28 protein-coding genes are annotated in these 22115 nt (G+C 70.0%); 18 read left to right on the plus strand and 10 right to left on the minus strand.

Annotated elements, in window-relative coordinates:
- The 3 genes from AC6CCG_RS12500 to AC6CCG_RS12510 all read left to right on the plus strand — a co-directional run bounded on the left by AC6CCG_RS12500 (position 1) and on the right by AC6CCG_RS12510 (position 2841).
- The gene (locus AC6CCG_RS12500) at positions 1-600 is read left to right on the plus strand and encodes a DUF402 domain-containing protein (protein ID WP_496654864.1); all 600 of its coding nucleotides are present in this window, start codon (positions 1-3) and stop codon (positions 598-600) included.
- Between the two features lie 419 nt (positions 601-1019).
- The gene (locus AC6CCG_RS12505; protein WP_496654865.1) at positions 1020-2357 is read left to right on the plus strand and encodes an MFS transporter; all 1338 of its coding nucleotides are present in this window, start codon (positions 1020-1022) and stop codon (positions 2355-2357) included.
- Positions 2358-2385: 28 nt separating this feature from the next.
- On the plus strand, positions 2386-2841 hold the full coding sequence (locus AC6CCG_RS12510; RefSeq protein ID WP_496654866.1) for a pyridoxamine 5'-phosphate oxidase family protein: 456 nt from the start codon (positions 2386-2388) through the stop codon (positions 2839-2841).
- A gap of 29 nt (positions 2842-2870) precedes the next feature.
- Here the strand turns inward: AC6CCG_RS12510 and AC6CCG_RS12515 are convergent, their stop codons facing one another.
- The gene (locus tag AC6CCG_RS12515) at positions 2871-3647 is read right to left on the minus strand and encodes a phosphotransferase (protein ID WP_496654867.1); all 777 of its coding nucleotides are present in this window, start codon (positions 3645-3647) and stop codon (positions 2871-2873) included.
- 133 nt (positions 3648-3780) lie between these two features.
- On the opposite strand from AC6CCG_RS12515, the gene AC6CCG_RS12520 reads away from it, so the two are divergent.
- The 6 genes from AC6CCG_RS12520 to AC6CCG_RS12545 all read left to right on the plus strand — a co-directional run bounded on the left by AC6CCG_RS12520 (position 3781) and on the right by AC6CCG_RS12545 (position 7430).
- Positions 3781-4773, plus strand: coding sequence for an ATP-dependent DNA ligase (locus tag AC6CCG_RS12520; protein WP_496654868.1), 993 nt, complete (start codon positions 3781-3783; stop codon positions 4771-4773).
- A 158-nt stretch (positions 4774-4931) separates the two neighbouring features.
- Positions 4932-5495, plus strand: coding sequence for a dihydrofolate reductase family protein (locus AC6CCG_RS12525; protein ID WP_496654869.1), 564 nt, complete (start codon positions 4932-4934; stop codon positions 5493-5495).
- A 76-nt stretch (positions 5496-5571) separates the two neighbouring features.
- Positions 5572-6024 carry an SRPBCC family protein gene (locus AC6CCG_RS12530; protein ID WP_496654870.1) on the plus strand — a complete coding sequence of 151 codons (453 nt, stop codon included), beginning with the start codon at positions 5572-5574 and terminating at the stop codon, positions 6022-6024.
- A gap of 31 nt (positions 6025-6055) precedes the next feature.
- Complete coding sequence (locus tag AC6CCG_RS12535; protein WP_496654871.1) at positions 6056-6613, plus strand: hypothetical protein; 558 nt, start codon at positions 6056-6058, stop codon at positions 6611-6613.
- Between the two features lie 84 nt (positions 6614-6697).
- A complete protein-coding gene (locus AC6CCG_RS12540) occupies positions 6698-6925 on the plus strand; it encodes a hypothetical protein (RefSeq protein ID WP_496654872.1) in 228 nt (75 codons plus the stop codon).
- A 7-nt stretch (positions 6926-6932) separates the two neighbouring features.
- Positions 6933-7430 (plus strand): VOC family protein, encoded by a 498-nt coding sequence (locus tag AC6CCG_RS12545; protein ID WP_496654873.1) that lies wholly within the window; start codon positions 6933-6935, stop codon positions 7428-7430.
- A 43-nt stretch (positions 7431-7473) separates the two neighbouring features.
- On the opposite strand, the gene AC6CCG_RS12550 is transcribed toward AC6CCG_RS12545, so the two are convergent.
- Together AC6CCG_RS12550 and AC6CCG_RS12555 are read right to left on the minus strand one after the other, a co-directional pair.
- Positions 7474-8364, minus strand: a complete 891-nt coding sequence (locus AC6CCG_RS12550) for a DMT family transporter (RefSeq protein ID WP_496654874.1) — start codon at positions 8362-8364, stop codon at positions 7474-7476.
- 337 nt (positions 8365-8701) lie between these two features.
- The gene (locus AC6CCG_RS12555) at positions 8702-8827 is read right to left on the minus strand and encodes a hypothetical protein (RefSeq protein WP_496654875.1); all 126 of its coding nucleotides are present in this window, start codon (positions 8825-8827) and stop codon (positions 8702-8704) included.
- Positions 8828-9148: 321 nt separating this feature from the next.
- Here AC6CCG_RS12555 and AC6CCG_RS12560 point away from each other — a divergent pair, with 321 nt between their 5' ends.
- Positions 9149-10609, plus strand: a complete 1461-nt coding sequence (locus AC6CCG_RS12560; protein WP_496654876.1) for an aminotransferase class I/II-fold pyridoxal phosphate-dependent enzyme — start codon at positions 9149-9151, stop codon at positions 10607-10609.
- An 18-nt stretch (positions 10610-10627) separates the two neighbouring features.
- On the opposite strand, the gene AC6CCG_RS12565 is transcribed toward AC6CCG_RS12560, so the two are convergent.
- Positions 10628-11050, minus strand: a complete 423-nt coding sequence (locus AC6CCG_RS12565; protein ID WP_496654877.1) for a DUF6098 family protein — start codon at positions 11048-11050, stop codon at positions 10628-10630.
- A 317-nt stretch (positions 11051-11367) separates the two neighbouring features.
- On the opposite strand from AC6CCG_RS12565, the gene AC6CCG_RS12570 reads away from it, so the two are divergent.
- From AC6CCG_RS12570 to AC6CCG_RS12585, 4 genes are all read left to right on the plus strand, one after another.
- Complete coding sequence (locus AC6CCG_RS12570; protein WP_496654878.1) at positions 11368-11775, plus strand: hypothetical protein; 408 nt, start codon at positions 11368-11370, stop codon at positions 11773-11775.
- A gap of 149 nt (positions 11776-11924) precedes the next feature.
- Positions 11925-12359, plus strand: a complete 435-nt coding sequence (locus AC6CCG_RS12575) for a DUF5994 family protein (protein ID WP_496654879.1) — start codon at positions 11925-11927, stop codon at positions 12357-12359.
- 215 nt (positions 12360-12574) lie between these two features.
- The gene (locus tag AC6CCG_RS12580; RefSeq protein ID WP_496654880.1) at positions 12575-12832 is read left to right on the plus strand and encodes a DUF2188 domain-containing protein; all 258 of its coding nucleotides are present in this window, start codon (positions 12575-12577) and stop codon (positions 12830-12832) included.
- Positions 12829-13545, plus strand: coding sequence for a nucleotidyl cyclase domain-containing protein (locus AC6CCG_RS12585; protein ID WP_496654881.1), 717 nt, complete (start codon positions 12829-12831; stop codon positions 13543-13545). The genes AC6CCG_RS12580 and AC6CCG_RS12585 overlap by 4 nt, the downstream gene beginning before the upstream one ends.
- A gap of 1 nt (position 13546) precedes the next feature.
- On the opposite strand, the gene purF is transcribed toward AC6CCG_RS12585, so the two are convergent.
- Complete coding sequence (gene purF / locus AC6CCG_RS12590; RefSeq protein ID WP_496654882.1) at positions 13547-15001, minus strand: amidophosphoribosyltransferase; 1455 nt, start codon at positions 14999-15001, stop codon at positions 13547-13549.
- Positions 15002-15017: 16 nt separating this feature from the next.
- The gene (locus AC6CCG_RS12595; protein WP_496654883.1) at positions 15018-15635 is read right to left on the minus strand and encodes a hypothetical protein; all 618 of its coding nucleotides are present in this window, start codon (positions 15633-15635) and stop codon (positions 15018-15020) included.
- 90 nt (positions 15636-15725) lie between these two features.
- Between AC6CCG_RS12595 and AC6CCG_RS12600 the strand changes: the two genes are divergently transcribed.
- From AC6CCG_RS12600 to AC6CCG_RS12615, 4 genes are all read left to right on the plus strand, one after another.
- A complete protein-coding gene (locus tag AC6CCG_RS12600) occupies positions 15726-16280 on the plus strand; it encodes a helix-turn-helix domain-containing protein (RefSeq protein WP_496654884.1) in 555 nt (184 codons plus the stop codon).
- On the plus strand, positions 16277-16450 hold the full coding sequence (locus AC6CCG_RS12605) for a hypothetical protein (protein ID WP_496654885.1): 174 nt from the start codon (positions 16277-16279) through the stop codon (positions 16448-16450). The genes AC6CCG_RS12600 and AC6CCG_RS12605 overlap by 4 nt, the downstream gene beginning before the upstream one ends.
- Before the next feature lie 46 nt (positions 16451-16496).
- Entirely contained in the window at positions 16497-16970 is a 474-nt protein-coding gene (locus AC6CCG_RS12610; RefSeq protein ID WP_496654886.1) for a GNAT family N-acetyltransferase, read from the plus strand.
- A 126-nt stretch (positions 16971-17096) separates the two neighbouring features.
- Complete coding sequence (locus AC6CCG_RS12615) at positions 17097-18779, plus strand: hypothetical protein (protein WP_496654887.1); 1683 nt, start codon at positions 17097-17099, stop codon at positions 18777-18779.
- A 3-nt stretch (positions 18780-18782) separates the two neighbouring features.
- Here AC6CCG_RS12615 and AC6CCG_RS12620 read toward each other — a convergent pair whose 3' ends face one another.
- From AC6CCG_RS12620 to AC6CCG_RS12635, 4 genes are all read right to left on the minus strand, one after another.
- Positions 18783-19295 (minus strand): mycothiol transferase, encoded by a 513-nt coding sequence (locus AC6CCG_RS12620; RefSeq protein WP_496654888.1) that lies wholly within the window; start codon positions 19293-19295, stop codon positions 18783-18785.
- Positions 19296-19312: 17 nt separating this feature from the next.
- Positions 19313-20545, minus strand: a complete 1233-nt coding sequence (locus AC6CCG_RS12625) for an RNA polymerase sigma factor (RefSeq protein WP_496654889.1) — start codon at positions 20543-20545, stop codon at positions 19313-19315.
- The gene (locus AC6CCG_RS12630; RefSeq protein ID WP_496654890.1) at positions 20542-20871 is read right to left on the minus strand and encodes a YciI family protein; all 330 of its coding nucleotides are present in this window, start codon (positions 20869-20871) and stop codon (positions 20542-20544) included. Before AC6CCG_RS12630 ends, AC6CCG_RS12625 begins: the two co-directional genes overlap by 4 nt.
- 140 nt (positions 20872-21011) lie before the next feature.
- On the minus strand, positions 21012-21875 hold the full coding sequence (locus tag AC6CCG_RS12635; protein ID WP_496654891.1) for a carbon-nitrogen hydrolase family protein: 864 nt from the start codon (positions 21873-21875) through the stop codon (positions 21012-21014).
- Positions 21876-22115 lie beyond the last annotated feature (240 nt).

Genomic DNA, 22115 nt, shown 5'->3' on the forward strand with positions numbered 1-22115 from the left:
GTGGCGTTCCGGGCCGTGCAACCGGACGGACGGCTGAAGCTGGCCCTGGCCGCCTTCGAGCTGGAACGCACCGATGATCACGTCGTGCTGCATCTGCCCGTCGGTGCGCCGGGCTTCAACCGGCGCGGCCGGCTGGCCGGGCCGCGAGGCGGCTTCCTGCTCCCGGACAGCTGGGAACCCGGCCTGCACCCGCGCCCGTGGCGGAACCAGGACGTCGTGATGGTGCACCGGTTCGCCGAGGAATGGTCCACCTGGCGCTGGCTCGATGATCAGCGGGCCTGGACGCGCGGTGTCTACGTCAACCTCGAACGGCGCTGGGTGTCGCGGCCGAACGGGTACGACACCGACGACCTGACCCTCGACGTCGTGGTCGACCCCGACGGCACGGTGAGGCTCAAGGACGAGGAGGAACTCGCCTGGGCCGAGGCGGAGGGCCATTACCCGCCCGACCTGGCCGCCGCGATCCGCGCCGCCGGTGACCGTGCCCTGGCCCATTTCGGAGCCGGTGGCTGGCCCCTCGACGAGGACTGGGACCGCTGGCGCCCACCCGCCGGCCTCGGGCTGCCCACCCTCCCGGACGGCTGGGATCAGGTCCCGTAACAGGCAGCAACGCGGTTCGTCCGTTCAGTCGCCTCTGCCCTCGACCTTGGTTCTGGCCCCGAGGGAGGACGGCGACTGATGCGTGAGGAGGAACCGCTGACAGATCCGGATCAACTGGACCGGATCCGGGCCGATCTCGACCTGGTGCCGCCGCCGACCGGGATCGCTCGCTACGGCCTCCGTTCGGCACCACTCTTCCAGAAGGCTGTCGCCAGACCTCCACGGTTCGAGCGCTGGAGCGGGCCATCGGCCGCCAGCGTTCGAGCCGTGGAGCTTTCGCGACAGCCTGGGACCTGGCCGAGCGCGCCGGCGGTGATGCTGGTCGGAAATTTCTCGAAGAAAGTTTGGCGGAAGTGTCGATCCGGGCCGGCCCTCTTCGACTCAGGAGTAGAAGCAAGCAATCCCGTGAGGAGAAGGTCATGCAGATTCCGAGGGCACTTCGGCCCCTGAGCACCCCGGCGTACCGCTGGCTGGCGGGTGCGCTCGTCTCGTCCTTGGTCGGCTCCGGCGTCTGGATGGTGGCGCTGGTCTGGCAGATCGTCGCCATCGGCGGCGGCGCCGCCGACCTCTCGCTGGCCGCCGGTGCCTCGGCGGTCGGCCTCCTGGTCACCTCGCTGCTCGGTGGCGCGCTGGCCGACCGGATGTCGCAGCGACGGATCCTGCTCGTGGTCGAGGCGACCCGGGCGGTCACGATCGGCCTGGTCGCCCTGCTCTCGCTGAGCGGCTCGCTGCAGTTGTGGCACCTGGCGACGGTCGCGTTCATCGGCGGCGTGATGGGCGGGCTGTACTACCCGGCCTACTCGGCGCTGTTGCCGACCGTACTGCCCGAGGACCAGCTGCTCGCCGCGAACGGCTTCGAGGGGATGACCCGGCCGGTGCTGATGCAGGCCGGCGGGCCGGCCCTGGCCAGCGCCCTGATCGCGATCACCTCGCCGGGCGCCGCCCTCGTCGTCACGGCGCTGACGGGCTTCGTCGCGGTTCTGTGCATCCTGCGGCTGCCGAAGCCGGCCGCCCGCGTTGCCGTACCGGAGCAGGAGGAGTCGGCTCCGGCGAACCCGGCGCTGTCGCTGCTGGGCGACGTGCAGGAGGGCTTCCGCTACATGGTCCGGACCCCGTGGCTGCTGGGCACCCTGGTCTTCGCGTCACTGTTGATCTTCGTGATGATGGGTCCGTTCGAGGTGCTGGTGCCGTTCGCGATCAAGGACAACGCCGGCGGCGGCCCGCAGCAGCACGCGTTCGTGCTCGCGGCGTTCGGGATCGGCGGTGCGGTCGGCTCGATGGTGGTGGCCTCGCTGAAGCTGCCGAAGCGGTACCTGACCGTGATGAACCTGCTCTGGGCGGGCGGCTGCATCCCCCTGGTCGTGTTCGGCGTGACCGATCAGGTGTGGCTGATGGTGCTGGCGGCGTTCCTGGTCGGGGCGGCGTTCAACGGCGGCGTGGTGATCTGGGGGACGCTGCTGCAGCGTCGGGTGCCGTCGCACATGCTGGGCCGAGTCTCCAGCCTCGACTTCTTCGTCTCCTGCGCCTTCATGCCGATCTCGATGGCGCTGGCCGGTCCGGCCGGCGAGGCGGTGGGGCTGCCGGTGGTGTTCGCGATCGCCGGGCTGGCGCCGCTGCTGATCGGGGCCGTCGCGATCATCGCGGCCCGGATGCGGACCGACGAGCTGGCCCACCCGCTGGACGCTCCGTCCGAGCAGGCCGACGCGGAGCCCGAGGCGGCCCAGCCGGTGCCGGTTCTGGCCGAAACCGCGGCCTGATCGCGCCGAACAGGGTTGGATGACGACCATGACCGAGGAACAGCAGGCCGAGCGGGTGCTCGCCGGGACGCACTACCTGGTTCTGTCCACCGCCGACGCGCATGGACAGCCCTGGGCGACTCCCGTGTGGTACGCCCGCGACGGCCGGCGGTTCTTCTGGGTGTCCCGCCCTTCGGCCCGGCACTCGGCCAACCTGGAGGTACGGGCGGAGGCGGCCCTGGTGGTCTTCGACTCGCAGGTCCCGGTCGGCGGCGCGAGCGCCTTCTACGCCACGGTGAACGCCGGCCAGGTCGCCCCGGACGACCTGGCCGAGGGGATCGCCATCTTCAGCCGGGAGTCCGAGGCACAGGGACTCGGCGCCTGGAACCTCGACCGGATCACCGGTGAGGGTCCGTTCCGGCTCTACTGCGCGACGGTGACCGAGAGCTGGGTGCTGGCCGAGGACGGCGGCCCGGACCGGCGCCTCCCCCTCGCGACGTCCTGACTTCGCCCCGGTTCGCCCTGACCCCCGGCTCAGCCGGCGGTCAGGGCGTTCTGCCAGGCGCTGCGGTTCTCCGCGAGATAGGCCGCATCGCCGGACTCGGCACGAGGGTCCGTCGGCGGCAGTGGCTGAATCCGGCCCTGCTCGGCCAGCAGTTCCATGCCGCGCCGGTTCAGCTCCTGCCGCTCGGCGAGGACGTCGAGAAGTTGATCACGGTCGTCGCGGCTCATCCCGTACGCCTCCGCGAAGAGCCGCAGCCGGCGGGCCCGGTCCAGCGGCGGCCAGCCCAAGGGTTCGGCGTAGGCGGGCCGGTGCAGTGGGACCAGCCGCCAGACGGCGTAGGCAAGGTCCCAGACTCGGCGACCGGGAGCGGCACCGTCCCAGTCGATGATCGCCGCCACCGCGGTCCCGTCGTAGACGAGGTTGAACGGAGCAAGATCGTTGTGGCAGATCACTTCGGCGGCGCCGGTCGGGTCGGCGGCCGCGGTGCTCCAGCCGGTGCCGGCGTAGCCCACGGAATGATCATGGAACTCGCGGATCGTCCGGGCCGTGTCGATCATGGTCGCGTCCGAAGCGATCTCCGCGGTGATCGGCGGATGCCCGGCCCGACCTTCGACGAAGGTCAGGATCTCCCGGCCCTGGTCGTCGAAGCCCAGGGGCCGTTGCAGGCGGGTGAAGCCGCGGTCGTACAACTCGGTGAGAAACCGGTGGATCGTACGGCTGGCCGGTGACGCGGCGCGGCGTACGGTCTCGCCGACCCGGGTCACGTCGGCCGAGACGCCACCGGTCAGGGTCTGCTCGTCGTCCATCCGGCCATCCTCACCGAGGATGACCGTCGGCACCAGCCGGATCCCGGACGGCGGCGACGGTGGAGCAACACAGGCCGACGAAACCCGGCCCGAACCCGGGTGCTGGACCGGACCCGCGCGCGACACTGGAGCCATGGACCTACGGCCGATGCTGGCGACGATGACCGACCGGCTGCCGACCGGGCCGGGCTGGTTGTTCGAGCCGAAGTGGGACGGCTTCCGCGTGATCGCCCGGGTCGACCGGCCCGGCTCGGCGTCCCTCTTCTCCCGTCGCGGTACCGATCTCGGCGACGCGTTCCCCGATGTCGCCGCCGCGGCCGCCAAGGCGCTGCCGGCGGGGACGGTGGTGGACGGGGAGATCGTGCGGTGGGCGCCGGACGGCCGGCTCGACTTCGAGGCGCTGCAGCGGCGCAATCGCTCGGCCGGCCGCGGCGCCCGCGAGCTCGCGCGGACCGAGCCGTGCCACGTGATCATCTTCGACGTGCTGCGTACCGCGGACGGAGACCTGACCGGGCGGCCCCTGATCGAGCGGCGCGCGCTGCTGGAGCAGTTGCTCGGTGAGCAGGACGCGGGCGACCCGGTCGTGCTCGGCATGCAGACCGACGACGTCGACACGGCCGAGGTGTGGTTGGACGCGCTGGCCAAGGTCGGCGTGGAGGGGATCGTCGCCAAACGTGCCGCCGGCGCCTACCGACCCGGTGCCCGCGGCTGGTCCAAGATCAAACGGTACGCGACGACCGAAGTGATCATCGGCGGCGTGACCGGCCCGCTGGACCGGCCCGAAAGCCTGGTGGTGGGCCGGGTGCACACCGATGACGGAGAACTGCACGTGGCCGGCCGGACCACCGATCTGTCGGGTGAGGCGGCTGAGCGGATCGCCGCCGTGATCACGCCGACGGATGATCATCCGTGGCCGGACGTCCTGCCGCCGTCGTGGCACGATCGGGAGCCGCGCCCGTACCACCGGGTCAAGCCGGGCGTGGTGGCCGAGATCCGGGTCGACGTCGCGACGAGCAACGGTGCGGCCGGCGAGGTCGGACACTGGCGCCACCGGCTTCGCTACCTCCGCCTCCGGCCCGACCTCACCGTCGACGACGTACCGCCCGATCTGGACCTGGAGGGCTGAACCCTGAACCGTCACGGAGCCGGGACCGCCGGCGAACACAGCTCCGCCTGACCCGGCTCCAACCGATCCCGAAGAATTCCCGACCGTCCTGTCCGATCGGGTCCGGGTCGTTCGTAGCAGGGGTGAGTCGAAGACCAACCAACCCCAGGAGCGATGTCATGTCCCCAGTCATTCTTCGCCACAGCCTGTCCCTCGACGGTTATGGTGCGTCGCCGGAGGGAGTGCCGGAGGACTTCTTCGTCGAGTACGACGAGGACGAGGCGTTCGTCGCCCACATGGCTGCGTTCCTCGGCCGGGCGGGCGTGCACGCGATGGGTTCGCGGACGTACCGCGACATGGCGGGGCACTGGCCCTACCAGAGCGGCCCGGAGGCCGAGGCGATGAACCGGATCCCGAAGGTGGTCTTCTCGCGCCGGCCGATCGAGACCCCGTGGGCGACGACGACGGTCTGTTCCGGCGAGCTGGCCGCCGAGATCGCGAAGTTGAAGGCGAGCGACGTCGGGCCGATCATGGCGCACGGCGGCGTGCGATTCGCCCAGGCCTTGGTGCGTGCTGACCTCGTCGACGAGTTCCACCTGTTGATCAGCCCGGCCGCGCTCGGCGGCGGCAGCCCGCTGTTCACCGACTTCACCCGGCTGGAACTGGTCGACGTGAAATCCTTCCCGAGGGGCAATATCGCGCTGACCTACACCCGAGCCGCGAGGAATCGCCCCACGCGATGAGCCGTTCCGAGGATTGACCCGGCCGCCCGGCGGGTATCTCTCAACCTCACCGACGAACGTGAGGAAGGGAATTCGCATGAGCGCGATCGAAGAGTCCGTCGAGGTCGATGTCGATGTGAGGACCGCGTACAACCAGTGGACCCAGTTCGAATCGTTTCCGAAGTTCATGGGCGGCGTGGAGTCGATCACCCAGGTCGACGACACGCACAATCACTGGGTCACCAAGATCGGCGGTGTCCGGCGCGAGTTCGACACCGAGATCACCGAGCAGCATCCCGACGAGCGGATCGCCTGGCACAGTGTCGGCGGCGACACCCGTCACGCGGGAGTCGTCACGTTCCATCGACTTGATGATCACCGATCCAAGGTGATGATTCAGCTCGACTGGGATCCCGACACCCCGGTGGAGAAGCTCGGATCGGTTGCCGGCGTGGATGATCGGCAGGTCAGGAGCGACGCCCAACGGTTCAAGGCGTTCATCGAGCAGCGCCGGTCTGAGACGGGCGGCTGGCGCGGCGACGTCTCGTAGGCCGGGGGATCACGGACCAGTGGAGGCGATCATGAACGCTCGCGGGTTGGCCGCATCGGCCTTGTCCGGTGCCGCATCGGGATGCCGATCCTTCACCGGCATCGCCGCGCTGCTGTCCGAGGCCGGGTCCGGTGACCGGCACGCCGATGGAGAAGGACTGACGAAGCTGGCCGGCCGGCCGTGGTTCAAGGTGCTGGTGCGCGGCCTGGCGCTCCAGGAGTTCGCGATCGACAAACTGCCGATCGCGCCGAGCCGGCTGGGACCGCTCGGGCTTGCGACCCGGGTCGCCGGCGCGATCGGATCCGGCGCCGTGATCATGGTCCTGGCCGACCCGGACGCCGGCGCCCGATCGGACGAGCCGAGCCGCGGCCGCCGGATCGTGCAGTTCGCCGGCTATGCGGCGGTGGCTGCCGCAGCCTCGTTCGGGTCGGCCGCGCTCGGCCGCCGGTGGCGGGCCTGGGCCGGCCGGCGTCTGGGCCACGACCTGATCGCCGCCGCGATCGAGGATGCTGCGGCCGTGTCCCTCGCCGGCGCGGCCACCCGGCTGCTGACGCAGGCCGCCGATCCGCAGCCTGGACGGGCAAGTTGATCATGAGCGCGATCCTGCGGCGGTTCGCGGCACCCCGATCTGGGTAAGCCACAGCTTCGAGGACCAATCAGCGGAAGGAATCTCATGAGTGAGACCGAGACCGGTACGGTGACCGGCACCAAGGACAAGACGTACAACATCATCTGGTTCGTCGAGGCCTGTCTGAGCAATGCGCTGAGACTCGAGACCTACATCCAGGACGCCGAACGAGACGGCGACGCAGAACTGACCGAGTTCTTCCGCCGGGCCCAGGCCGAGAGCCGGAAGGGCGCCGAGCAGGGCAAGAAGCTGCTCGCTGCGAGACTCGGCTGACCCGGCGATGAGCGAGGGCCGACTGGACCACGTCACGTTGACGACGGGCGATCGGCAGCGGGCCCGCGCGTCCTACGGCGCGGCGGACAGCGAACCGCAAGCGGAGGCGCAGGGCCGAGTGCCGATCACCGGGCTCGATCACACCGTGATCGGTGTCTCGGACTGGTCGGTAGCGACGGCGTTCTACCGGGACGTGATCGGGGCCGCGGTGATCCCCGTCGAGGGCGACCGGGTGTCGTTCCGGGTCGGAGCCACGCAGCTGAACGTGCACGGACCCGGCGTCGACCTGACCGACAACGTGGCCCGACTGCCGGTCCGCCCCGGCAACAGTGATCTCTGCTTCCATTGGGCGGGTTCCATCGAGGACGCCGTCAGCCACTTGACCCGGCACGGCGTGACCGTCGAGACCGGCCCCGTCGAACGTCCAGGTGCTCGGGGCACCGGCGTCAGCGTCTACTTCCGGGATCCGGACGGGAGTCTGCTGGAGTTCATCACCTATCCCTGAGCGGCCGGTGTGCGGTACGCACCGGCACCACGACCGCCGGCGATCAAGACTGTTGATCCTGGTGCGTACCGCGCACGGTGGCCAGATAGGCCGTGCCGAGGATCACCGCGCAGCCGACCAACTGCAGCGGCGTCGGACGCTCGGCCAGGACGATCGCGCCGAGGACGACCGCGCCGACCGGCGTCAGCAACAGCAGCACGGCTCCGACATGGCTCGGCAGCCGGTGCGCGTAGAGCGCGACCAGCAGCCAGCCGACGAGCTGGCTGCACACGGTCACTCCGAGCAGCCAGCCGATGGTCGCCCAACCAGGGGTGAAGTCGAGGTCGTACCAGAGGACACCGGCGACCAGCGAGACCAGCGCTGCGGACATGATCACCACCAGGTAGGTCTGCCGGATGTGGCCTTCCTGCCCGCCGCGCCGCAGCAGGAACAGATAGAGCGAATAGCAGACGGCGGCCAGCACGGCGTGCAGGCTGCCCCACCACGGGTTGGTTCCGGTGGGACTGCCGCCGATCAGGCCACCTGTCAGCACGATCCCGATGATCATGACCGGCAGCAGCATCAGGAAGAGCCGGGTCACCGATTCATGATCGACGATCCAGGCCAGCAGCGGCACCAGCACCACCTGTGCGTTCACCAGTACGGTGGAGATCCCCGCCCCGACCTCGAAGATCGCCTGGGCCCACAGCATCATGTCGCCGGCGAACAGGACGCCGGCCATCGTGGCCAGCAGGTACTGCCGTCCTGGCGGCGGTCCCTCGACGCGTCGCTCCCAGACGAACAACGCTGCCAGGGCAGGAAGGGCGAGCACACAGCGGTAGAAGGTCACGGTGCCCGGCGACCCGCCGGAAAGATCGATCAGCACCGACGACGCCGATACGCTCAGCGCTCCGAGCGCCACCGCCGGCGACGGATGCCTGGACCACCACGACATCCTGACCCTCCGAATTCTCATCGGTGTACGGAATCAGGCTGTACCCAGCAGAAGTGCCGCCGACTCGTCGGCACCGGGATGGTCGGCGGTGGAGTGATCACCGAACTGTTCGGGTGGCCCTGGATCTTCCTGATCAACGTACCGATCGTGGTGACATGCTTCTCGCGTCCAGGTCGCGGGCGGGCTGCTGACGACGGGTGGGCTGACCCTGTTGATCTTCATGCTCGGCCATGGGGCGCAGTACGGCTGGCGATCTCCGGTCATGGTGATCGCCGGGCCGGCGGCAGTGGTGCTGCTCGTGGTCCTGGTCGTCGCACACGGTCTGTACGTTCCGCCGCTAGACCGCGGAGCTCAGCAGGACGACCACCGTGGTGACGGCGAATCCGGCCATCGCCGCGGCGGTGCCGAGCCGGATGCAGACCGACTTCTGCTGGTACGTCGCTTCGAAGTCGTCGCCGAGCAACGGGCACCCGGCCCAGGCCAGACACCCCAGCCCGGCCAGACTCAGCCCGGCTCCGAGCCACCAGACGACCCTGGCGGCACCCGGAAGCGGTCATGCGGACCCGGTACCCCGTCCGGGACGCCGCCAAACCGCGGGGTGATCAACGGCCGGTCCGACGCAGCACCAGGCGGTCGCGACCGACAGGCCGATCACGCCGACGTCGATGCCGAATCCTGACACGTCACGAGAACTCCCCGCCGGGACCTGCCCGGGATTCGGCAGGCTCGAACTGGGTAGGGGGTTCCGGGTACGGGGGTTCTCATCGATTCGAGGAGGCCGGCCATGGATCAGTCGCGGGTACCGCTGCTGGAGGCGCTGCTGGAGTTCCGGCGTCGCGGGGACGTGGTGTACGGGCCGCCGGGTCACAAGCAGGGTCGCGGGGTCGATCCTCGGGTGATCGACATTCTGGGCGAGGGGATGTTCGCCGCCGACGTGTTGATGTTGAACGGGCTCGACGACCGGCGCGAGTCGCAGGACGTGCTCGGCCAGGCCGAGGCCTTGATGGCCGAGGCGGTGCATGCTGATCATGCCTTCTTCTCCACCTGCGGCAGCTCGCTGTCGGTGAAGAGCGCGATGATCTCTGTCGCCGGGCCGGGGGAGAAGCTGCTGGTCTCGCGCAACGCGCACAAGTCGGTGATCGCGGGCGTGATCATCGCCGGCATCGAACCGGTCTGGGTCCATCCCCATTTCGACGAGGACCTGGCGCTGGCCCATCCGCCCGAGCCCGAGGACGTACGGCGAGCGCTGCAGCAGCACCCCGACGCCAAGGGCATGGTGTTGATCACGCCGACCGACTGGGGCACCTGCGCCGACATCGCCGGCGTCGCCGAGGTGTGCCACGCCCAGGACCTGGCGCTGATCGTGGACGAGGCCTGGGGCGCGCATCTGCCGTTCCACGCCGACCTGCCCGCCTGGGGCATGGACGTCGGCGCCGATCTGGTCGTCACCAGCGTGCACAAGATGGGTGGCGCGATCGAGCAGTCCTCCGTCTTCCACCTCCAGGGCGACCGGGTCGCTCCGGAGGTGCTGAAGGCGCGGGAGGACCTGCTGGGGACCACGAGTTCGTCGCCCTTGGTGTACGCCGCTCTGGACGGCTGGCGCCGCTACATGGTGGAGCAGGGAGCCGACCTGCTCGGCCGGGCGCTGGAGCGGGCCGCGCGGGTCCGTACGGCGATCGGCCGGCTGCCGGGGCTCGAGCCGATGGGCCGGGAGGTGATCCGGCCTCAGGGTGCGTACGACCTCGACCCGCTCGCCGTGACCATCGATGTCCGCGGGCTCGGCATCACCGGCTACCAGGCCGCGGAATGGCTCCGGGCCGCCTGCCGGATCGACGTCGGCTCGGCCGACACCTGCCGGATCGGTCCCCGGCTGACCCATGCCGACAACGCCGACACGGAGGCGCTGCTGGTGAACTCGCTGCGGCGGCTGGCGGGGGAGGCCGACGCACTCGGCCGGCCGCGGAAGGTGAAGCTGCCGCCGCCGGGCTCCTTCGAACTGGACAACGTCATGCTGCCCCGCGACGCGTTCTTCGGACCGACCGATCAGGTCAAGCTCCGCCGTTGCGTCGGGCGGATCGCCGCCGAACTGATCAGTCCCTACCCGCCCGGCGTACCGGTCATCGCCCCGGGCGAACGGATCAACCGGGAGGTCGTCGACTACCTGGCCAGCGGCGTCAAGGCCGGGATGCACGTGCCCGATGCGGTGGATCCTTCGGTCAAGACACTCCGCGTCGTCGCGGAGTGAGGATCAGCCGACGAGTGATCATTTGTCCTTCAACCCGTCCCCGCGGAACGCGAGCGCATAGTGCCGGCGCGCTTCGTCGACCGCGGCATCGCCGACCCAGCCGAGCGAGGTCGGGTCGACGACCAGCGGCTCGTGATCGGGTCCCGTCCCCACTTCGCGCCCGACCAGCAGCCAGGGCCGGTTGCCAGGGTCCTGGCCGAGATCGAGGTACTTGCACAGGCGACGGGCGACCCAGTCCACCGTCGACCGCGTCCACCAGGGCGGAGGCGTCACGGTGCTCACCGACAGCCCCGGCAGATCGACCTCGGCCTCGAAGTCGCGGCTCGCCTGGTCGGCGTCGGCCTCGGGTCCGCGTGAGTAACGCACATGGACGACCTCGTCGCGTTCCTCGACGAGCCGAACGATCTCGATCAGGCTCTGCAGCGTCCGCTCCTCGCCCATGGCGTCTCCTTCCTCGCGGCTCACGCTGCCCGCCGTGAGCGGGCCTCCCCTCAGCCTGCCACCAGGCGGCGGCAGCGGTGCCACCCGGCCAGGACCGCCGGGCCGATCGGCCCATGGTCAGGGCCGAGGGGTAGCGTTCGCCCCAGGCACACCTTGCGGGAGTCAAGATCAACTTCGGACCGAGGTTCGCCGGCCGAGCGTGTGACACCACGTGGTACACCGCCACGCGGCCTACCGGAGGAGGAAGCGATGCAGATCCTGGTCATGAACACCGGCTCGCCGAGCGCGGCGGGCGAGACCCGGCCGAGGGCTGAGCGGTGACTCGGGCCGAGGTCCTCGAGCAGGCTCGGCGCTATGCGGCCGCGGACGCGTTGCAGTGCAGCATCGACGCGACCGCGTCCGGGCCTCGATCCGACGCCGATCTGATCACCGACTATCTCGCCGACGCCAACCCCTATCCCGACCGGACCGCGGTGGAGGTCCTGGACCGGCTGACCGGGAGCTGGCGGCCCGCGGTGATCGTCGACCGGGCCTGGCCCGACGAATGGCAGATCGACTTCCACGACTCCGCGCTCGGGCGGGAGCGGGCCGACCATACCGAGATCCGTTACCCGGGGAACACGCGTGACGGCGGGCCCGGCCCGGGCGGTGCGGGCCAGACTCCGGCCACACCAGGAGGACCGGCCGCCGGCGAAGGAGTTCCCCGGGGTCGCCGGTCGCGCTGACAGGCTCGCCGCGGAGGGTCGGCGTAGACTTCGAGCAGATCCGGAACCGATGGCATCCCGGCTTGAGATGCCAGCCACGCCGGCCCGGATTCAGGATTCCGCGGCGGGGCTTGCGCCGCCGCCGGCGATCTCGGTCAGGGGACCGTTCGATGGTCGATCCCGACGACAACGCGATCACGACTTCGCTGACAGAGCCGACGACACCGCGGTTGCGGTTGCGCCGTGGCAGGAGTTCGTACGGACTGCTGGATGGCGGGTGGTGGCCGCGGTCGGCGGATCCGGTGGCGGAGCTGCCGGGCCTGATCCTCGCCCTTGATCATCTGCACGGCCCGGTCGTCCGCATCGTGCTGCACCGCGGCGACTGGAGCCCCGAGCCGCACCGGCTCGGTGTGGAGGGCCGCGTCATCCAGGTGGCCTACTTCGCCAGCCACTCGATCGGCCTGGTGTCCGCGTTCACCGGTACGGCCGCCAGCCGCCGGATCGACCTGTTGGTCGTTCCGGCCGCGACTCTCTTCGATCGTGCCGACGCCGCGATGACGCAGGCCGCTTCGCGGGACAGCCGCCACGCCTGGCCGGGTGAGTGACGGAACCGTACGACGGGCTCTGGTCCTGGGCCGAGGCACACGCGATCCGACCGGCCGGTGATCAGAGGTTTCCGGAGGCGGCGACTGGGTACGTGCCGGCTGGAGGAATGTTCCCCGCGTTCCTCGATCGGGGCTTCGACGCGTTCCGGCCGGGTTTCCCCGTCCTCGGCCGTCGAGCGCGTCGGAGCGCCGTCAGCGAGAGTGAGGTGTCGGGCATGGCTGAGACCGAAGTCCATGTGGTGTCGAAGGCCGGTCACTGGGAGCTCGTCCAGGAGGGCCGGGACCCGGAGGTGTTCAACGCCAAGGAGCTGGCCGTCGCGGCGGCACGGGACCGGGCCGGCGCGGAGCCGTCCGCCCGCGTGGTCGTGCACGGCGCGGATGCCCAGGTGATCGAGAACGGCGAACGATCATCGGCGGCCGAGTCACCGGCGGGCGGGGCGAGCGCGGCACGGGCGGAACGGGAGCAGTCATGACGAGCGGCACCCAGCCGTTGGAGACGTACGACATCGCGGCGGCGACGGAGCGGATCAGTGCGGCACTGGCCGACCCCATCGAGGAGAGCCCGGACGTTCCCGGCCGGGTGCACGGACCCGGCGCGATCGTCCGCGGAACGGTGATCTTCGTCGACGTACGGGGCTCGCACGAGCTGGCCCTGCGGTCCAGCGGCGTTCAGCTGGCCCGGCTCTACCGGGCCTTCGTATCGGAGTTGATCGACGTCCTGACCGATCCGCGGGTACGCCACGTGGGCAGCACCGGAGATCGGGTCTGGGCCGTCTACGACACCCCGACCGGTGCGGACGCCGGTATCGTGCTCGACCTCGCCGCGCGCGTGAACGCGGTGCGCTGGTTGATCAACCGGCAGCTCCGGCGCTACGACGGCTCCTTCACGCTCGCGTACGGCATCGGGATCGACTACGGCCCCTTGATCATGATCAACACGGACCCGGGTACCGAGACCGGCGGCAACGTCAGCTACACCGGGGAGACCATGCACCGAGCCGCCGAGCTGGCGCACCTCGCCGGCCGGCAGGGCCGGCTCCCGATCGACGTCGGCAACGGCTTCGCGGTGCAGCTCGATCCGGACCACCGCGGCTTCCTGCACGACGTGTTCCGGGCCGATCCGGACGACCAGGGCTTCAACGGGAACCTGGTCGACCACCGCATCTACGCCGCGGCCGCCGGCTGAGTCAGGAACTCTGGTTCTGGCCGACCCAGTCCAGGTAGTCGGGCGTCACGGTGCCGGTCACGTAGTCGCCGGTGAAGCAGCACACCTCGAGTTCGGTCACCTCCGAGTTCGCCAGGATGGCCGACTCGAGGCCGGCCAGGTCCTGGTAGACCAGGTGATCGGCGCCGAGATGCTTGGCGATCTCCGCGGGCTCACGGCCGTGCGCGATCAGTTCGCCGTGGGTCGGCATGTTGATGCCGTACACGTGCGGGAACCGGACCGGCGGCGCGGCGGAGGCGAAGGTCACCTTGTTGGCCCCGCACCGGCGGGCCATGTCGATGATCTCCCGTGACGTGGTGCCGCGGATCACCGAGTCCTCGATGATCAACACGTTCTTCCCGGCGAACTCCGAACTCATCGCGTTGAGCTTCTGCCGGACGCTCTGCTTGCGCTGTGCCTGGCCGGGCATGATGAAGGTCCGGCCGATGTAGACGTTCTTGTAGAACCCTTCCCGGTAGTCGATCCCGAGCGTCCGTGCCGCCTGCATGGCGGCCGGCCGGGCCGTGTCCGGGACCGGCATCACGACGTCGACGTCGCCGAGCGGCAGCTGCTCCTTGATCGTCTGCGCGAGCCGCTCGCCCATCCGCAGCCGGGCCTCGTAGACCGAGATCCCGTTCATGATCGAATCCGGCCGGGCCAGATAGATGTACTCGATCGAACACGGGACCAACCGCGGGGCGGTGGCGCACTGGCGGGCGAAGAACTCGCCGTCCGACGAGATGAAGATCGCCTCGCCCGGGGCGACGTCGCGGACCAGCTGGTAGTCGGAGCCCTCCAGCGCGACCGACTCGGAGGCGACCATCCAGGAGTCCCGGCCGTTCTCGGTGCGCTTGCCGATCACCAGCGGCCGGATGCCGAACGGGTCCCGGAACGCGAGCAGGCCGTGGCCGGCGATCAGGCTGATCACCGCGTACGAGCCCTCGATCCGCTCGTGCACCTGGGCGACGGCCCGGAAGATCTGGTCGGGATCGAGATCCAGGCCCTCGAGCTGGCCCTGCAACTCGGTGGCCAGGACGTTGAGCAGCATCTCGGTGTCGCTGGTCGAGTTCATGTGTCGACGGTCGATGTGGAACAGGTCCTCGGCGAGTTCCCGGGTGTTGGTCAGGTTGCCGTTGTGCACCAGCGAGATCCCGTACGGCGCGTTCACGTAGAACGGCTGGACCTCCTGCTCGTTGGCCGCGTCGCCCTTCGTCGCGTACCGGACGTGGCCGAGGCCGACGTTGCCGAGCAGCGACCGCATGTCCCTGGTCCGGAAGGACTCCCGGACCAGGCCGCGGGCCTTGGACTGGTGGAACGTCGACCCGTCCGCGGTGGTGATGCCGGTCGAGTCCTGGCCGCGGTGCTGCAGCAGCAGGAGGGCGTCGTAGAGCCGCTGGTTGACCGGGCCGCCCGCGACCATTCCGACGATGCCGCACATGGGCTCCACGCTATCGTCAGCCCCGCAGCAGAGGCGGCACCAGGTAGATGATCTCAAACGCCTCGTAGGCCGCGCCGACGACGAACAGGGCCAGCGCGGGCAGGCACACCCAGCCGGCCTGCTGCAGGCCGCGGACATAGGCCTGCCGCCGGGTGCCCGCCCCGACCGTCCTGGGCCACAGCCAGGCCTTGCCGATCTGGTAGGCGGCCAGCATGACGAGGACGTAGGCCTGGAACTCGATGATCATGGTCAGCGAGTGCGGGATCAGTACCTTCGCGGCGTCCTCACTGACCGGCGCGAGGGTCACGCCGAAATTGAAGGCACGGTAGGCGAACACGGCGATGCCGGAGAACGGGACGATCATCGACGGCAGCAGGATGGCCGGCAGCGCGGCCGTACCCACGTTGACGGCGAAGATCGTCAAGGCGAACAGCCAGACGTTGGACAGCAGTGAGGTCACCAGTGCCGTGGTGCCGTTGTCGTTCATGATCGTCTGCTGGGCCGTGTTCAGCTCGGGGAAGATCATCGCCGCGGCCATGCCGATCAGACAGAGCCCGTACACGAGTGCGTTCATGACGAGGTAGGCCCGCAGGTTGGCACGGATGATTCGCAGGGGTTCGCGCAGGATTCGCATGCCGACCACTTCAGACCCTGGCCCCGGGGCAGGGTCAAGCCCGGTGATCGGCCTTGACTCTGCCCCAGGGGCAGAGTGTGGACTGGGCCCATGGCCTGGAGCACCCAACAGCTCGCCGACCTCGCCGGCACCACCGTGAAGGCGATCCGGTACTACCACCAGCTCGGGCTGCTGGACCTGCCGGAGCGGCGGTCGAACGGCTACAAGCAGTACGAGGTCGCCCACCTGGTCCGGCTGCTCCAGATCAGGCGGCTGAGCGAACTCGGCGTGCCGCTGTCGGACGTGGCGACGATGGGCCGGGCGGACGAGGACCCGGATCAGGCGATCAAGGTGCTGGACGCGGAACTGGAGGCGACCGTCGACCGGCTGAACCGGATCCGGGCGGAACTCGCGGTGAGCATGAGGCATCGCGCACCGGCCTACGTCCCGCCGGAGTTCGCGCCGATCGCCCGGGACCTCTCGGACCGGCAACGATCCTTGCTGATGGTCTTCTCGACCGTGTTCAGCGACGCGTCCAAGAGCAGTTCCGCGACCTGGTCAGCCAGCCGAACGACGACGACACCGAGGCCGACTTCGAAACCCTGCCCGAGGACGCCGACGACGACCGGATCGAGGACCTGGCGAACCGACTGCTGCCGATCGTGATCAAGTCCCGGGCCGGGAATCCGTGGGCTCGGGCCCCGTTGGCCGATTCACCGCTCGGTGCCCGCCGGGCCGGCGACGCGATGGCCCAGGCCATGATCGACCTCTATCACCCGGCCCAGCTGCGGGTCCTGAAACGGCTCAACGAACTGCTCCAGGAACACGACGCCTGACCTATTTCGCTGGTGCCGCTCCGCCCCGGACTGGCATCGTGCCGTCATGACGAGCAAAGCTGTCGTACGACGCGCGACGGCCGGCGACGTGGCCGACTTCCGGACCGTCAGTGAGGGATTCGACCCCGGCATGATCGACCTGCCGGACCGGTTGTTCCGGGACCGCTACGCCGGGCTGGTCGACCGGGCGGACTACTGCCTGCTGTTGGCGATCATGGACGCGCGGCCGGTCGGGTACGCCCTCGCCCAGGACTACGGGCCCAATCTCCGGCTGCGGTTCACGATCGGCCGGTTGCACGACCTCTACGTCGCCGAGGAGGTCCGGCGGCGCGGCGTCGGCCGGCAGTTGATGGACGGTGTCTTCGGCTGGGCCCGGAGCCGGCCGGAGCCGATGATCTTGCACTGGCAGGCAAGCCGGGACGCGGTCGCGTTCTACGAGTCCCTCGGGCTGGCGGCCGACCGGATCGGCGACTATCCGCAGTATCCGGGCTTCAGCCTCGACCTCCGCGAAGCCTCCTGACCGGGTGTTGCCCGCCCGGTGAGACGAAGCTCCGAGGCGGCCGTCGGCCGGTGATCAACTCGGTACAGTCGTCGGGCTGACACCCACCCGCCCCGGTCGACCCCGGGGCGGCCGAGGAGCATCTCCATGATCGACGGGACCTCCGTCAACGCGCTCGTCACCGAACTGTGGCCCGACTTCCTCGCCCAGATTCCCGAGATTCTCGCGAGCCAGGACCGCGCGACGGGCCGGTTCGGCACCGAGCCGTTCATCGTGATCGATCAGAACGTGCTGTGGCCGCTCGCGGTCGCCTGGGCCACCGAGCCGACGGCCGAGCGACCGAATCCGTACCACCATGATCAGGATCTGCTCGCCGCGATCATCGCCGGCGGCGACGCCCTGATCGACGTCGCGGACGAGCGCGGCCAGTTCGAGTTCCGGAAGAAGGACAACTCGACCTGGGGCCCGATCTACATGCCGTGGACCTACTCGCGGTGGATCCGGGCCTGGGGGCTGATCCGCGACGCGATGCCCGCGGATCGCCGTGCTGCTTGGGATTCCGCGCTGACCACCGCGGTCGACGGGATCGTCGCGACCGCGCTCACGGAGCCGATCCGCAACATCCCGGCCCACCATGCGATGGGCGTGTACGCGGCGGCGCAGGTGCTCGATCGCGACGACTGGGCCGCCGCGGCGACCGACTACCTGCACCGGACCGTCGCCGAGCAGGACCCGGCCGGCTTCTGGTCCGAGCACCATGGGCCGGTCGTCGCGTACAACGTCGTCTACGTCGATGCCCTCGGCTGCTATCTCGGGCTGTCCGGTGACCAGGCCGTGCTGCCCGCGCTGGAACGGGCGGCCGCGTTCCACGCCAACCTCACCTACCCCGACGGGACACTGGTGGAGACCGTCGACGAGCGGAACTACTACCGGCACAGCCAGGCCTCGCCGAGCGTCGGGTTCCTGGCCTCGCCGGTCGGCCGCGGGTATCTGCGCTGGCTGCACCGGGTGCAACGCCCGGCCGGCGGCCGGGTGGCGGCCGACACCATCGCCTCGATGATCAGGTACGGGCAGGACGGCGCGGCCGAGGAGGTCGCGGCCGAACGGACCGAGCACCGGTTCGTCCTCGGTGACGACGACGCCCTGGTGGAGCGGCGATCCCCCTGGTTCGCCGCCATCTCGGCCTACCACGGCCCGCAGGGCCCGAACCGGTGGATCCAGGACCGGCAGGCACATCTGTCCGTGTATCACGACGCCGTCGGCTTGATCATCAGCGGCAGCAACACCCGGCTGCAGCCGGCGTGGTCGACCTTCACGGTCGGCGATCCGGCGTTGCTGGCGCATCGGGCGGGGGACGAGGATCCCGACTTCTCGGTACGGCCCGGGCTGGACCACCTACCGGCCTCGGCGGCGCTGCGGCCGGACGAACTCGGACTGGAACTCGACTACGGCGGCGTGCCGGTGTCGGTCCGGCTCGAACTCGCCGACGACACCGCCACCGTGCGGTACGCGGTGCAAGGCACCTCCGACCGGCCGATCGCCGCGCACGCTGCTCTGGTCGCGCAGCCGGGCGAGCCATGGCGGGCCGGTGATCATGGTGGGACGCTCGACGCGACGCCGCTCCGGCTCACCGGCGCCGACTGCGACGGGTGGTTCGCCCACCGCGGCTGGCGGGTGCGGGTTCCTGCGGAGGCGGTGATCGAGTGGCCGGTGCTGCCGCACAATCCGTACACGAAGGACGGGTCGGCGGAGCTGGGCGAGGGCCGGATCGTGATCACGCTTCCGTTCCCGGCGCCGGGCGAGGCGCAGCTCGTGATCATGATCGACTGAGGTCTACGGCGGATCGTTGCCGATCAGCCCGTCGACGGCCTCCCGGACCAGCGACGCCTGCCCGGTGTGCAGCAGGTTCTCCTCGAGGATGTCGGTCAGCGCCCGCCGCCGGTTCACCGAGTAGTCGTCGCCCCAGGCGACGACCGTGTCCAGGCCGTCGTTCTCGATCATGGTCGCCCAGGACCGCCGGGTGCGCGCGATGGTGTCGTACCAGAGGCCGTAGAGGCGCTCCGGCTGCCGACCGACCTCGTCCCAGTCGATGCCGTCCAGCGACTCCTCGTGGGACCGCCCCTCGGCCTGGGCGGTCCAGTCGGACTCGACCCTGATGAGATGGCTGACCAGCCAGGCCAGCGTCAGCTTCGACGGCGGATGTCGCTGCTGCAGCTGATCGGCGTCCAACCCGCCGGTCTTCCAGGCGAACTGCCGGTGCACCCGGTCCAGCGCGAACAGCATCAGCTCGCCCTCGGTGCCGGTCGGGCAGTCGGCGATCGGGATCCGGGTGTAGTCCATGATCATCCCCTCGGACTTCGACCCTAGCCCAGCTGGTTGCGCCGGCGGGTCAGGTAGGCGGTCTCGGCCGTGTTGCCGGCGAGCTCGATCGCCCGGTCGTAGGCGGCCCGCGAGTCCTGACTGCGGCCGAGCCGGCGCAGCAGATCGGCCCGGGCCGCGTGGTAGGCGTGGTAGTTGATCAACTTCTCCGACAGCCGGTCGACGATGGCCAGGGCCACCTCGGGCCCGTCGAGTTCGGCGACCGCGATGGCTCGGTTGAGCGCCACGATCGGCGACGGGTCGATCCGGACGAACTGGTCGTAGAGCGCGACGATCTGGGACCAGTCGGTGTCCCGCATGTCCCGGACCGAGGTGTGCACGGCGTTGATCGCGGCCAGCAGTTGATAGCGCCCCGGCGCCACGCCGGTGGCGATCCGCTCCCGTACCAGCTGATGTCCTTCGGTGATCAGGTCCGGGTCCCAGGAGCCGCGATCCTGCTCGTCCAGCGTCACCAGCTCGCCGGTCGACGAGACCCGGGCGGCCCGGCGCGCCTCGGTGAGCAGCATCAGGGCCAGCAGCCCGGCCACCTCGCCGTCCGCGGGCAGCAGGGTGCGGATCAGCCGGGTCAGCCGGATCGCCTCCGTCGTCAGCTCGTGCCGGATCGGATCGGTGTCCGGGCTGGTCGCCAGGTAGCCCTCGTTGAAGACCAGGAACAGGACGGAGAGCACGCCGGAGACCCGGGCCGGCAGGTCCTCGGCGTCCGGCACCCGATACGGGATCCTGGCCGCCTTGATCTTGTCCTTGGCCCGGGTGATCCGCCGACCCATCGCCGACTCCTGGACCAGGAAGGCCCGGGCGATCTCCGGTACGGTCAGCCCGCCGACCATCCGCAGGGTCAACGCGACCCGGGCCTCCATGGCGAGGGCGGGATGGCAGCAGGTGAAGATCAACCGGAGCCGTTCGTCCTCGATCGCGCCGAGAGGCTCGGGCGGTTCGGTGTCGTACATCTGCTGAGCCTCCTTCTGCTTGTCGTCGCGTTTGCTCTCGCGCCGGATCCGATCGATGGCGCGGCGGTTGGCGGTGGTGGTGAGCCAGGCACCGGGGTTGGGCGGCACGCCGTCGACGGGCCACCGCTCGACGGCGGTCGCGAAGGCCTCGGCGGCCGATTCCTCGGCGATGTCAAGATCACCGAATCGCTTGGTCAGGGATGCCACCACCCGCGCCCACTCCTCGTGGTGCGCCCGGGTGATCGCCTCCTCGGCGTCCAACGTGCTCACAAGGTCTGGAACGGCCGGACCTCAACCACTCCGTTGCAGGCCTTCGATCCCTCGGCGGCGAGCTTGAGCGCCGTCTCCTGATCCGGGGCCTCGATGATCCAGAAGCCGGCCAGGTATTCCTTCGTCTCCAGGAACGGACCGTCGGTGAACACCGGCTGCTCGCCGCGCGCGTCGACCACCGTCGCCGTGCTGGGCGCCGCGAGCCCGTCACCGAAGACGAACTGCCCGGCCGCTTCGAGCCGCCGATTGAACTCGCCGGTGGCGGCCATCTCCTCCGGTGTTGCCGCGTTGGTCTCGTTGCCCATCACGGAAAGCAAGAACTGCATCGTCTGATCGTCTCCTCAGGTCGGGCGCGCCCATCGTAAGGCCGCCACTCACCCCATCCACGAAGAACGGCGCCCCGATCGGACACGGACGCCCGAGATTCCTTGCGCAACCTCGGGCGCCCGTCCCGGTCTTCGGTGATTCAGCGGGCGGCCAGCCGGCCGGCCGACTCGCGGTGCCAGGCCCGGGACATCTGGTCGACCGAGTCGGTCAGCTCGGCGACCACCAGACCGGACCGATCGCCGGGCTCACAACGGCCGGCCCAGTGACCGTTCGGCGCCGCGATGCCGGAGCCCGCGGCGGCCGGGTCGCCGGACACCGCGAGACCGAGCCAGAGCAGGCTGCCCCGGGCGTGCGCGACCGCCTGCTCGATCAGCCACTGGCGCTGCTTCGCTTCGCCACGGCCGCCGGTGGCGAACAGGACCGCATCCGCGTCCTGCGCCGCGTACTGCTCGAAAACCGAAGGAAACAAGGCCTCCAGGCCGGACGCCAGGCCGAGCCGGACGCCGTCGACCGTGATCAACAGACCTCGGCCACCGGCCCGGTAGAGGAAGTCGGCCTTCGTGCGGGACAGGACACGTTCGCCGTAGTGACCCACGGTCGCGCCGTGATCGTCGATCACCAGCAGCCCGGTGTACGGCCGCGGACCGCTCGACGGCTGCGGCACCCCGAGCACGACCCAGATCCCCAGGTCGGCGGCGGTCTCGGCGATCGAGTCGAGCTCCTCGGCGAGCGCGGCCCAGTCGAACCTGGTCCAATCAGCCTCGGCCATCCGGTCGGGATCGCCGGACAGCCTCCGCTTCGCCGGGAAGCAGAGCGTCCCCTCCTGGAACAGGACCAGCCGGGCTCCCTGAGCCCTGGCCCTGGTGAGCAGCTCGCGCACCTCGGCCCCGGCGGCGCGGAACCCGGCCGGATCCCGCGGATCCTCCCGGAAGGTGGTCTGGGCGACGGCGAACCGGAGCAGGACGTCGCCGGCACCGGAGCGGTTGCGTTGAACGATGGACATGGGCACTCCTTGATCAGCTCGGAAGTGCCGGAGGGCAACGGTGTAGGACTCACCGGTCCGGGCTGCGCGGGCGCGTACCCGCTGTTTGAAACGCCTGTTGGCTGTCATCCGGCCTCCCACGCTTCGCACCGGTCTCCCCAGCCGGCCGAACGAAACGCACGGGTCATCTGACAGCGGCCCGAGACCGAGTCCCTTGGCCTCCTTGAACGGTCCGTGCTGGGGTCGGAACCAGAGGAGGTG

It is taken from the genome of Microlunatus sp. YIM B11417 (assembly GCF_059617205.1).

Bases quoted from the DNA above. Each gene is read 5' to 3' on its own strand.
- AC6CCG_RS12505 (WP_496654865.1), top strand. From the start codon at position 1,020: ATGCAGATTCCGAGGGCACTTCGGCCCCTGAGCACCCCGGCGTACCGC.
- AC6CCG_RS12510 (WP_496654866.1), top strand. From the start codon at position 2,386: ATGACCGAGGAACAGCAGGCCGAGCGGGTGCTCGCCGGGACGCACTAC.
- AC6CCG_RS12515 (WP_496654867.1), bottom strand. From the start codon at position 3,647: ATGGACGACGAGCAGACCCTGACCGGTGGCGTCTCGGCCGACGTGACC.
- AC6CCG_RS12520 (WP_496654868.1), top strand. From the start codon at position 3,781: ATGGACCTACGGCCGATGCTGGCGACGATGACCGACCGGCTGCCGACC.
- AC6CCG_RS12525 (WP_496654869.1), top strand. From the start codon at position 4,932: ATGTCCCCAGTCATTCTTCGCCACAGCCTGTCCCTCGACGGTTATGGT.
- AC6CCG_RS12530 (WP_496654870.1), top strand. From the start codon at position 5,572: ATGAGCGCGATCGAAGAGTCCGTCGAGGTCGATGTCGATGTGAGGACC.
- AC6CCG_RS12535 (WP_496654871.1), top strand. From the start codon at position 6,056: ATGAACGCTCGCGGGTTGGCCGCATCGGCCTTGTCCGGTGCCGCATCG.
- AC6CCG_RS12540 (WP_496654872.1), top strand. From the start codon at position 6,698: ATGAGTGAGACCGAGACCGGTACGGTGACCGGCACCAAGGACAAGACG.
- AC6CCG_RS12545 (WP_496654873.1), top strand. From the start codon at position 6,933: ATGAGCGAGGGCCGACTGGACCACGTCACGTTGACGACGGGCGATCGG.
- AC6CCG_RS12550 (WP_496654874.1), bottom strand. From the start codon at position 8,364: ATGTCGTGGTGGTCCAGGCATCCGTCGCCGGCGGTGGCGCTCGGAGCG.
- AC6CCG_RS12560 (WP_496654876.1), top strand. From the start codon at position 9,149: ATGGATCAGTCGCGGGTACCGCTGCTGGAGGCGCTGCTGGAGTTCCGG.
- AC6CCG_RS12565 (WP_496654877.1), bottom strand. From the start codon at position 11,050: ATGGGCGAGGAGCGGACGCTGCAGAGCCTGATCGAGATCGTTCGGCTC.
- AC6CCG_RS12575 (WP_496654879.1), top strand. From the start codon at position 11,925: ATGGTCGATCCCGACGACAACGCGATCACGACTTCGCTGACAGAGCCG.
- AC6CCG_RS12580 (WP_496654880.1), top strand. From the start codon at position 12,575: ATGGCTGAGACCGAAGTCCATGTGGTGTCGAAGGCCGGTCACTGGGAG.
- AC6CCG_RS12585 (WP_496654881.1), top strand. From the start codon at position 12,829: ATGACGAGCGGCACCCAGCCGTTGGAGACGTACGACATCGCGGCGGCG.
- purF (WP_496654882.1), bottom strand. From the start codon at position 15,001: ATGTGCGGCATCGTCGGAATGGTCGCGGGCGGCCCGGTCAACCAGCGG.
- AC6CCG_RS12595 (WP_496654883.1), bottom strand. From the start codon at position 15,635: ATGCGAATCCTGCGCGAACCCCTGCGAATCATCCGTGCCAACCTGCGG.
- AC6CCG_RS12600 (WP_496654884.1), top strand. From the start codon at position 15,726: ATGGCCTGGAGCACCCAACAGCTCGCCGACCTCGCCGGCACCACCGTG.
- AC6CCG_RS12610 (WP_496654886.1), top strand. From the start codon at position 16,497: ATGACGAGCAAAGCTGTCGTACGACGCGCGACGGCCGGCGACGTGGCC.
- AC6CCG_RS12615 (WP_496654887.1), top strand. From the start codon at position 17,097: ATGATCGACGGGACCTCCGTCAACGCGCTCGTCACCGAACTGTGGCCC.
- AC6CCG_RS12620 (WP_496654888.1), bottom strand. From the start codon at position 19,295: ATGATCATGGACTACACCCGGATCCCGATCGCCGACTGCCCGACCGGC.
- AC6CCG_RS12630 (WP_496654890.1), bottom strand. From the start codon at position 20,871: ATGCAGTTCTTGCTTTCCGTGATGGGCAACGAGACCAACGCGGCAACA.
- AC6CCG_RS12635 (WP_496654891.1), bottom strand. From the start codon at position 21,875: ATGTCCATCGTTCAACGCAACCGCTCCGGTGCCGGCGACGTCCTGCTC.